The following is an 8,420-nucleotide window of genomic DNA, read 5'->3' as shown; positions in this document are numbered from 1 at the left end:
TATTCAGCACCGGCCCCACCTGATCGACGGCTGCCTCACAGCAACCGGCCTCGCACCCCTCAGCTCATGACGACATCACGAATTCAGTCTCTGTAACCACCTCGGGAAATAGTGTCTGTCCGGAGTCAGCTAGACTGGTCCAATGGACTCCACCATTACCGAATTACTGGAGCCTCTGACAAATGCGCGGCGGGCGCATTCGATAGAGGTTGGTCGCAAAGTGGAGTCAAGGTCTGATTTGCTGCCCAAGGAAATTCGGTCGATGACAATATTGGCGGCTTATTTGCACGATGTCGGATATGGGCATCCGATCATTGGGTTCCATCCGATTGACGGCGCGAACCTATTGCAGAGTCAAGGGTTTCCGGAATGCGTTTGCCATATCGTCGCATTTCATTCAGCAAGCAGAGTTGAGGCGGACGTCCGAGGTTTGGGTAAAGCGATTTTCGAGCCGTTTCAAGCGCCAGACGTGCCTGGCCTGGCACAGGCGACTGATCTCGTGTGGTGGGCAGACATGACCACTGGCCCAAACGGTGAGACGTTGACATTCGACGAGCGCATAGACGAGATCCTCACGCGATACGAGGAAGGCAGCGTTGTCCACACTGCTATTACTCGAGCTGAGCCGTTGCTGCGGGCAGCAGTTCAGCGCGCCTCGGGGTCGATGTAAGGTTCGCCCTCAGATAGCGCCCAATTGATCCGCTTGCGCTGGCTAGGATCCATTTGGAGGCTTGCGATCTTGTCGATTGGAACCCATTCGACAAGTATGCTCTCGTCGCTAGGAGTTGGTTCGCCGCTAATCGGTTCGGCTCGATAGATGATCGTGAATTCCTGCCGAACTTCGTCGTTGCTGGTGTAGTGGATTACATGAGTTGGGTTAGTGAATATTCCGACTATCCCAGTCAAATGGACATTTACGCCAGTCTCTTCCTGCGTCTCTCGCACTGCGGTCCGACTGAGTGATTCGCCCGGGTCATGTGCGCCGCCGGGCATTGACCAGTTGCCGTTGTCGGATCGACAAATGAGCAACACGGCATCATCACGCTGGACGAATGCTCCGGCGCTAGGTCGGACACTGTTAGCGGCGGGGGCGTTCGGGTCGTCGTGGTAGTCGATGCGTCGTCCCATGCACCTCACAGTACTGCTCGACGGGCAGTAGCCCAGACTGCTTCGAATGATTCGCGGTAGTACTCGAACAAGTGGCCGCCTGGTACTTGTTGCAGGTGCTGCACGGGTGACTTGGCGGCGTAGGCACCATAGCTGTGGGTGTTGACAAGCATCGAGTCGTCGAAGCGATAGATGCTGTTGTACAGCGGAGTGTGATGAGTCCTGATGTCGACTCGTGGCAGATGCGATGTCTCCCAGAGGTATTCGAGCGTGGAATGGCATCGTTGCGGCAACGATGCCAGCCCCTCCTCGCGCGACCGGGCTCGAACGTTTTCGGAGTCGCCATCACCCAGGAGGATTCGAATCTCAGCGCCCTCTTCCGACTTGGCGCGTACGACATTGACGAAGTCGAGCGACTCGACGAGGAAACCACCTGCATACACGAGGATCTGGATGTTGGTGTGAGCCTGGCGCATTAGTGACCGCCAGACCTCATAGGGCACTTGAGAACGGGTCGGCCAGATCTGAACGATCTCCGAGAGGGACGCAGCAGCTGATCGACTGCCTGACAACAGTTCTGGCCAGAGGTACGTCTCTTCGCATCCCAAGGCGCGAGCAACCTTCAAACGCATGCTCGGATGGGGCTGCCGATCCTGAGTGAGCCATCGCTCAACGGTTTTCGGCCCAACCTCAAGAACCTCGGCAAGGCCGTTCTTAGAGAAATTTGCGGCGGCCATCGCACCGCGGAGCCGTTCGTTCGCCACAGGGACATCCTACACCTAGAAGTGTCCCCAAATGTCCCCATTCTCAGGTTTTTGCGTCCCTATATGTCGCGCGATTCTAAGTGTGTCGAGCACCACAGCTGGTGACCGACAGGCGAAATCAACACCACGACAAGGGAGTTCACGACATGGCGATCCCCAAGGGCCACCAGTTCCCGATTGATCACAGCAAGGCGTTCCCGCAGCGGTTGATGTTGATGACGGCGATCGTTCCGGCGATCAAGTACAACCCGGACCGGAATGCGTTGCAGGAGCAGATGTTCGACTTCGACCCGAAGACGGGTGAGGGGTCGGGTCTGCCGTTGTGGAAGGCGACGGTGACCGATCCGCATGAGGCCAGTGACGGCAAGGGTAAGCGGGCGTCGTTCGAGATCACGTTCGTTGCGCCGCATCAGCCGATCCCGGCCGGTGAGCAGGTTGCTCCGGGTACTGACCTGTGGTGGATCGAGCTGGAGGGCTTGACCGCGGAGCCGAAGGTGATGGGTCAGGGCGAGTACAAGTACCTGGGCTACCAGTATCGGGCGACCGGGATCAAGGGCGACAACTCTGGTGCCAAGCAGCCTCCGGCTGATCCGGGTGCCTCGCGTCCGGCCAGTGGGAAGGCGGCTGCGTGATGTCGTCTTGGGTCACTGCCACAACGCATTTCGAGTTCCGGTCGGCCGAGTATTGGCCTGAGAAGGTGGAGCACTACGGCCCGGAGAACCGGTATGAGTCGCGTGTCCCGGCCTATATCTACGTGAGGTTGGGTGCCGTCACGGCCATGCTGACCATCGAGGATGCTCGCGCCTTGGCGGATGCGCTGCCGAATGTGCTGGCCGAGCATGAGTACGCCGAGTACGTGGCCGCCGCTGATGCGCCTGTGAAGGCGGTGGCGTGATGCAGCTGTATGCGTTGGCCGATTGGTCGATCGTGGTGGCCTTGTTCGTGTTGGTGGTGACTCTGCTCGGTATCGGGTTGGGCAAGGTCTTCGCGCTGATGGACCGGGTTGCGAGGCTCGAAGACTGGGCCGGTGAGGTTCAAGTCGAGCTGCTGACACTGGAGCAGGCGGGCGAGCTTCGCTCGATGCGCAAGCAGATGGACGAGTTCCCCGCGATCTGCGCGCAGTTGGACCGCATGCAGTTCCAGCTGGATGCGCTCTATGACGGCCCTGAGCAGGCGAGTGCGTGATGTCCACGCGCAAGGGGATGTTGGCAGCGCGGGTGTTCGCGGTCTTGGTGATCGTGGGCGTCGGCGCTGCCGCGTTCCGCCTGTCCTTCGCCACTCTGCGGGATCTGGCGGTGCTGGCGCATATTCCGTCCTCGGATGCGTGGCTGTTCCCGGTGATCGTGGACGGCACCATCCTTCAGGCCACCGCGGGTGTGCTGGTGCTGGCGAATACCGCGAAGGCCCGCTGCTGGTTCACCTGGGTTCTGGTTGCGGGCGCGGTGGTGTCGGTGGCTGGCAACAGCTTGCATGCCGTCGTGGGTGGTCATGAGCTGCCCGGTCTGCTGTGTGCCTTGGTTGCGGCTATTGCCCCGATCGGTCTGTTGGTGGACACGCATGGGCTGGTGATGCTGTTCCGCGTTACCCGGGAGGAGTCGACACCGGTTGCCGACCCGATCCCGGAGCCTATGTCATCCTCGGAATCGTCTGTGGCAGAGGCTGATTCGCTCGATTCGTCTTCGGTGTGGCCGGACTCGCCTGAGCCGGTTGCCCGCCCCAATCCTGCACCCGCCCCGCCGGTTCGGCCTCGGGTGCGCCCTATTCGTCCTCCGCGTCCAGTGCAGCAACAGGCGCTGCCGTTCGCGGTGTCCTGACAAGGAGTTCCTGGCAATGATCGTGTTCATTCCCTGGCTGTTCGGCCTGGTGGGTGGCGTGGCCTTCCTGGCGTGGTTGTTCCCGTGGCCTGGTCGTCCGCGTGCGGGGCGGGAGCAGTCCGCGCAAGAGATCGCCGCGGCGGCTCCGCCGGAGTTGCGGCCTGCGGTGTTGGTGTTGTGCGACCCGATGCATACCGCGTTGATGCTGCGTGCGGTCGGTCTCGGTGCGGTGGCGACCGGGTTCCCGCGGCTGGAGTTCTGCGACTACGACCGGCAGGGCTTGGTGGTGGAGTTCCAGATGCTGGGCGGGCAGTCGTTCAAGGACTGGAACAACGACGAGACCCGCGACAAGCTCGCCCACTACTTGGGGGTGGCTCGGGTGACCGTGATCTCGCCCGAGCCGGGCTGGGTCCGTCTTCAGGTGCGCGTGTACGACACGCTCGCTGCCTCGGCAATGGTGCCGGTGGCGGTCCCCGATGGGGTGGACCTGGAGGCGGTTCCGGTCGGTGTCCGCGAAGACGGGTTCGTGTGGCTGCTGAAGGTGCTTTACGCCCACATCCTGCTCGCCGGGGCGATGGGGTCCGGGAAGGGCTCGGTGCTGTGGTCGATCATCGCTGGTATCGGCCCGGCGGTGAAAGCCGGGATCGTCGATATCTGGATGGCAGATCCCAAGGGCGGCATGGAATTCGGCCGCGGCCGCCGGTTGTGGGTGCGTTTCGAATACGACGGTGACCGCATCATCGCCATGCTCACCGAGGCCGTCACGGTGATGCAGGAGCGGGCGGCCCGGTTGATGGAAGCCGGTGTCCGCAAACACGTTCCGAGCATCGACGAGCCGCTGATCCTGATCATCATCGACGAGGCCGCTGCCCTGTCGTCGTATGCGACTCGTGAGCAGCAGGAGGAGTTCCGCCGGTTGACGGGGTTGCTGTTGTCGCAGGGCCGCGCGGTCGGGGTGTCGGTGATCGCCGCGTTGCAGGACCCGTCCAAGGAGACCATGCCCAACCGGCAACTGTTCCCGGTCCGGATCGGCCTGCGGTTGGATGAGCCGACGCAGACGGCGATGGTGCACGGTCACGGTGCCCGTGATCGGGGTGCCCGTTGCGACGAGATCCCGGACAGCACACCGGGTGTCGGTTATGTCGGGGAGGACGGCACCGCCGAGTTCGTTCGGGTGCGGGCGTTTTGGGTGTCGAACGAGGATATCGACGCCATTGTCGAGGCGTATGCCCCCGAACAGCCCGATTTCGCTCCGCAGGCCGATTACAGCGGTTTCGACCCTGATGACCTCGGCGACGAGATCCCCGGCGATGGTGAGGGGTTGGCGGCATGAATGCGCGCATGGTCCTGGCTCGGGTGGAGGTGACCGGGACCGCTGAGCATGTGGCTGAGGTACTGGCTCAGATGGTGGAGGCAGGCTTCACGGTCCACATCACCCGGGCCCGCGAAATGGACTTCTACGGGGTGACTGCCGCTTTCACCGCGGCATCGGTGACAACGGTGGCGGGCCTGTCGGATGAGGAGCTGTCATGAGGACCGGATTCGTTATCGAAGCGCATGTGGTCGTGTATTGCGATTCCTGCGGCGACACCTATACCGAATTCCGGTACGACAGCTTGTGTTTCGCCTCCATTGCTCAGGCGATTTCCTATATCGCCGCTCGCGGTGCGGGGATCGGCTGGGTCTACGACGGGGACCGCGTCCTGTGCGACGGCTGCATCGCTACTGCCCGATGCGCGCAGCAGGGCCACCTCTTCCCAGAACCTCGCCGTTGGCCGCTGGGCGAGAAGAACCGTCCCCGCACCTGCACCCGATGCGGCATCTCCGACACAGAAATCGAGGAATGACCATGCATGACAACGATATTCAGCCATTCCGCTCTCGTCTGGCACAACGTCTGGAAGACGAAGCGATCGACGCCGTGGTCGATCTCCGCGCTCGTCGGCGCTGCCACTACAACCGCGCCGGATTGGATCCGGTCACCGCGGCAGTGCAGTTGTGGGCCGAGACCGGTCACGTGCCCGGCTGGAACGACAGCGTCGACAACGGCAACTTCGACGACGGAGAGGGCTGGGCGGCATGACCGAGACCAGAGCGTATCCCTGTTGCGGCATTCCGATGTATGTGCAGCCGTTCGGCCCGCTCGGCGGCTCGATCATGCGCTGTTACGAGTGCGGCCACTGCGAACCGTACGAGCCATTCGGACCCGACGAAGACGACGAAGGTGATCGTCAATGACCAGCCGAAAAGAGCCTCCGGCGACGAAAACCACTCAGCCGCAAGTCAATCCGATCGTCGCGAAGGCCGCCGCTCAGGTCCGCAAGCCCAAGGACCGCCACCGCAAGCTGCCCGATGCTCCTCGGTGGGACTGCGACGGACAACTCTCCCTGTTCACCCCTGGAAAGGACTGATCAATGAATCAGGATCGAAATACGCAGCACGCCAACAGCTCTCATGATCCATTCGACATGATTGCCGCCGCGGTGATGGAGCTGGTGTGGCAGATCATTCGGGCGGGGTTCGTGGTGGCGTGGTGGGCGCTGCTGTTCCCGATGGTCTCGATCCCGATCGGGGTCGCGGTGGCTGTCGGGGTGTGGGTGTCGTGGGTGGCCGGTGTCGTGGTGGTCGGGGTGTTCATCGCGGTGATGGTGCTGTGGCGACTCAGGAGTCCGCAGACCTTCGAGCGGTGGATCATCTCGCGGGCCCGTGCCCGGTTCCTCACCTGGTGGCGCTACCACCGTCGCTGGGCGAAATACCTTCGTGCCTGCAATCTCACTGTCACTCGGGAGGATTCGACGTTGGTGCCGCGGCTGGTGTCAGTGCGGATCGGTGGCGCTCTGGATCGGGTGCGGGTGCGGATGCTCGAGGGCCAGTGCCCCGCCGACTACGAAAGCCGTGTCGACCGGATCGCCCACACCTTCGGCGCGCACGGATGCCGCGCCACCATCGTCGGCCCCGGCCTGATCGAGCTGGTTCTGCGCCGGACCGATTCGCTTGCCGACACCATCACCCTGCCCCGCCTCGACCGCGGCTACCGGAAGGACGCTGCCTGATGACCGAGATCGACGAGAACACCTCAACCCGGCAGACTGCGGCGGAACGTCGTGCCCAGCCGGACCTGCTCGATATCGCGCATGCGGCGGCGGAGAAGTTCGATGTGTGCCAGCGGCCGATCCCGATGCGGGTGGAGGACCCGAAGACGGGCACGGTCACCTACGAGGGCGCACCGTGCAAGTCCACGATCGAGTCGGTGTGCCCGGCGTGTGCGAAAGCTCATCGCCTGCTGCGGATCGCGCAGTGCCGGGAGGGCTGGCACATCGGGGAAGAACCGGTCCCCTACACGGTGGAGCCGACCGAGCAGCAAATCGAATTGCTCACCGCCCGTGCTGATCTGGTCACCGAGTACCGGCAGGCCGTCGCTGACGGGGATGAGGAGTTGGCGACTGTTATCCGGGAGGAGGTGATCCGGGATCTGGACCGGGAGTTGCGGGAAACCGGTCTGCGTGGTCGTCTCCCGGCCGTGGACGCTACCGCGAAGGATCGGCGTCGGCGCTCGACTCGCAGGCGGCAGGACGCCCCGAATCTGCCTCGCAGGAAGGTGGAGCGGCGCACGCTCGGGAAGGTGTTCGCGGAGTTGTACCGGCCGAGCATGTTCGTCACTCTCACCATGCCCTCCTACGGGCGCATCAACACCGACGGCGCCACCGACGAGAAGGGCAAGCCGTGCTCGGACGGGTCGCCGGTGAATCCTGGCGGCTACGACTACACCACACAGGCACGCGATATCGTGTTCTTCTCCAAGCTGGTGGACCGCTGGATTCAGAACCTGCGCCGCGCGGTCGGCTGGGACGTGCAGTATTTCGCGACGGTGGAACCACAGCTGCGCGGTGCCCCGCACCTGCACATCCTGATTCGTGGCGCGGTCTCGCGGGAGATTCTTCGCCAGGTGACCGCGGCGACGTATCACCAGGTGTGGTGGCCGTACTTCGATCCAGAGAACCGTATCTACGGCGGCGGCCATCAGCCGGTGTGGGACAGGCGCAGAGCCGCGTTCGTGGACCCGATAACCGGTGAACCGCTCACCGATTGGGATACCGCGCTGGATGCCCCGCAGCGGCAACCCGCGCACGTGGTCCGGTTCGGTGAGCAGATGGACCGCAAGCACATTCAGGGTGTGATCGCGGAGAAGGCGGGCAAGACCATCGGTTACGTCACGAAGTACCTGGTGAAGTCGATCAGCGAGATTGTCGAACCGCGCTCGGACCGGGCTGCTGAGCATTACGACCGGTTGCATGCCGCGTTGCAGCATGTGCCGTGTTCACCGCAGTGTCCGGTGTGGCTGGAATACGGCATCGTGCCCCGCGGCGCCAGCGACAAGACCGTCCCTGGTCGCTGCAAGGGCAAAGCCCACCGCCGCGACACTCTCGGCCTGCCCGGCCGCCGTGTGCTGGTGTCGCGGCGTTGGTCGGGTAAGACGCTTCCGGATCACCGGGCCGATCGGGTCGAGTTTGTTCGGCAAATGCTCGCCGCGGTCGGCATCGTCAAACCTGATACCTCATATCTGAAGGTCACCCCGGTCGAACCCGGTGACACGCAGCGACCCCTGCGCGAGTACCTGATCATGGGCGCGATCTCCCGCCGGTCCGTGTGGCGCGCGGAGTACCTGAGAGCCCGGATGGCCGCCGAACCACCTGGCAATTCGAATAGTTCGGCAACTTCGACGGCTGCGTGAGGG

14 protein-coding genes are annotated in these 8,420 nt (G+C 63.1%); 12 read left to right on the top strand and 2 right to left on the bottom strand.

Going from position 1 to position 8,420, the window contains the following annotated elements:
* Window positions 1-142: 142 nt before the first annotated feature.
* Entirely contained in the window at window positions 143-670 is a 528-nt protein-coding gene (locus ACIA76_RS40430; RefSeq protein ID WP_397160320.1) for an HD domain-containing protein, read from the top strand.
* Here the strand turns inward: ACIA76_RS40430 and ACIA76_RS40425 are convergent.
* Together ACIA76_RS40425 and ACIA76_RS40420 are read right to left on the bottom strand one after the other, a co-directional pair.
* The gene (locus tag ACIA76_RS40425; protein ID WP_397160319.1) at window positions 646-1,128 is read right to left on the bottom strand and encodes an NUDIX hydrolase; all 483 of its coding nucleotides are present in this window, start codon (window positions 1,126-1,128) and stop codon (window positions 646-648) included. The genes ACIA76_RS40430 and ACIA76_RS40425 overlap by 25 nt on opposite strands.
* Before the next feature lie 5 nt (window positions 1,129-1,133).
* The gene (locus ACIA76_RS40420) at window positions 1,134-1,871 is read right to left on the bottom strand and encodes a helix-turn-helix domain-containing protein (protein WP_397160317.1); all 738 of its coding nucleotides are present in this window, start codon (window positions 1,869-1,871) and stop codon (window positions 1,134-1,136) included.
* A gap of 146 nt (window positions 1,872-2,017) precedes the next feature.
* Between ACIA76_RS40420 and ACIA76_RS40415 the strand changes: the two genes are divergently transcribed.
* From ACIA76_RS40415 to ACIA76_RS40365, 11 genes are all read left to right on the top strand, one after another.
* Window positions 2,018-2,503, top strand: a complete 486-nt coding sequence (locus tag ACIA76_RS40415) for a hypothetical protein (RefSeq protein WP_397160315.1) — start codon at window positions 2,018-2,020, stop codon at window positions 2,501-2,503.
* Window positions 2,503-2,766: a hypothetical protein gene (locus tag ACIA76_RS40410; protein ID WP_397160313.1), complete on the top strand. Its 264-nt coding sequence runs from the start codon at window positions 2,503-2,505 to the stop codon at window positions 2,764-2,766. The genes ACIA76_RS40415 and ACIA76_RS40410 overlap by 1 nt, the downstream gene beginning before the upstream one ends.
* Window positions 2,763-3,056: a hypothetical protein gene (locus ACIA76_RS40405; RefSeq protein WP_397160311.1), complete on the top strand. Its 294-nt coding sequence runs from the start codon at window positions 2,763-2,765 to the stop codon at window positions 3,054-3,056. Before ACIA76_RS40410 ends, ACIA76_RS40405 begins: the two co-directional genes overlap by 4 nt.
* A complete protein-coding gene (locus ACIA76_RS40400) occupies window positions 3,056-3,685 on the top strand; it encodes a DUF2637 domain-containing protein (RefSeq protein WP_397160309.1) in 630 nt (209 codons plus the stop codon). The genes ACIA76_RS40405 and ACIA76_RS40400 overlap by 1 nt, the downstream gene beginning before the upstream one ends.
* 16 nt (window positions 3,686-3,701) lie before the next feature.
* On the top strand, window positions 3,702-5,018 hold the full coding sequence (locus tag ACIA76_RS40395; RefSeq protein ID WP_397160308.1) for an FtsK/SpoIIIE domain-containing protein: 1,317 nt from the start codon (window positions 3,702-3,704) through the stop codon (window positions 5,016-5,018).
* The gene (locus ACIA76_RS40390) at window positions 5,015-5,218 is read left to right on the top strand and encodes a hypothetical protein (RefSeq protein ID WP_397160306.1); all 204 of its coding nucleotides are present in this window, start codon (window positions 5,015-5,017) and stop codon (window positions 5,216-5,218) included. Before ACIA76_RS40395 ends, ACIA76_RS40390 begins: the two co-directional genes overlap by 4 nt.
* Window positions 5,215-5,532, top strand: a complete 318-nt coding sequence (locus ACIA76_RS40385) for a hypothetical protein (protein ID WP_397160304.1) — start codon at window positions 5,215-5,217, stop codon at window positions 5,530-5,532. The genes ACIA76_RS40390 and ACIA76_RS40385 overlap by 4 nt, the downstream gene beginning before the upstream one ends.
* Before the next feature lie 2 nt (window positions 5,533-5,534).
* Window positions 5,535-5,768 carry a hypothetical protein gene (locus tag ACIA76_RS40380; RefSeq protein ID WP_397160302.1) on the top strand — a complete coding sequence of 78 codons (234 nt, stop codon included), beginning with the start codon at window positions 5,535-5,537 and terminating at the stop codon, window positions 5,766-5,768.
* A 151-nt stretch (window positions 5,769-5,919) separates the two neighbouring features.
* Entirely contained in the window at window positions 5,920-6,096 is a 177-nt protein-coding gene (locus ACIA76_RS40375; RefSeq protein ID WP_397160300.1) for a hypothetical protein, read from the top strand.
* Window positions 6,097-6,099: 3 nt separating this feature from the next.
* Window positions 6,100-6,738 (top strand): hypothetical protein, encoded by a 639-nt coding sequence (locus tag ACIA76_RS40370; RefSeq protein WP_397160298.1) that lies wholly within the window; start codon window positions 6,100-6,102, stop codon window positions 6,736-6,738.
* Entirely contained in the window at window positions 6,738-8,417 is a 1,680-nt protein-coding gene (locus ACIA76_RS40365) for a replication initiator (RefSeq protein WP_397160296.1), read from the top strand. The genes ACIA76_RS40370 and ACIA76_RS40365 overlap by 1 nt, the downstream gene beginning before the upstream one ends.
* Window positions 8,418-8,420: the final 3 nt, after the last annotated feature.

Origin of the sequence: Nocardia sp. NPDC051570, assembly GCF_044454005.1 — a bacterium.
Lineage (GTDB): Bacteria > Actinomycetota > Actinomycetes > Mycobacteriales > Mycobacteriaceae > Nocardia.
Note: the sequence above shows the minus strand (reverse complement) of the source record. Positions and strands in the feature narration are given on the sequence as shown.

Coding starts and splice junctions, on each gene's coding strand:
- ACIA76_RS40430 (WP_397160320.1), top strand. CDS start 143: ATGGACTCCACCATTACCGAATTACTGGAGCCTCTGACAAATGCGCGG.
- ACIA76_RS40425 (WP_397160319.1), bottom strand. CDS start 1,128: ATGGGACGACGCATCGACTACCACGACGACCCGAACGCCCCCGCCGCT.
- ACIA76_RS40415 (WP_397160315.1), top strand. CDS start 2,018: ATGGCGATCCCCAAGGGCCACCAGTTCCCGATTGATCACAGCAAGGCG.
- ACIA76_RS40410 (WP_397160313.1), top strand. CDS start 2,503: ATGTCGTCTTGGGTCACTGCCACAACGCATTTCGAGTTCCGGTCGGCC.
- ACIA76_RS40400 (WP_397160309.1), top strand. CDS start 3,056: ATGTCCACGCGCAAGGGGATGTTGGCAGCGCGGGTGTTCGCGGTCTTG.
- ACIA76_RS40395 (WP_397160308.1), top strand. CDS start 3,702: ATGATCGTGTTCATTCCCTGGCTGTTCGGCCTGGTGGGTGGCGTGGCC.
- ACIA76_RS40390 (WP_397160306.1), top strand. CDS start 5,015: ATGAATGCGCGCATGGTCCTGGCTCGGGTGGAGGTGACCGGGACCGCT.
- ACIA76_RS40385 (WP_397160304.1), top strand. CDS start 5,215: ATGAGGACCGGATTCGTTATCGAAGCGCATGTGGTCGTGTATTGCGAT.
- ACIA76_RS40380 (WP_397160302.1), top strand. CDS start 5,535: ATGCATGACAACGATATTCAGCCATTCCGCTCTCGTCTGGCACAACGT.
- ACIA76_RS40375 (WP_397160300.1), top strand. CDS start 5,920: ATGACCAGCCGAAAAGAGCCTCCGGCGACGAAAACCACTCAGCCGCAA.
- ACIA76_RS40370 (WP_397160298.1), top strand. CDS start 6,100: ATGAATCAGGATCGAAATACGCAGCACGCCAACAGCTCTCATGATCCA.
- ACIA76_RS40365 (WP_397160296.1), top strand. CDS start 6,738: ATGACCGAGATCGACGAGAACACCTCAACCCGGCAGACTGCGGCGGAA.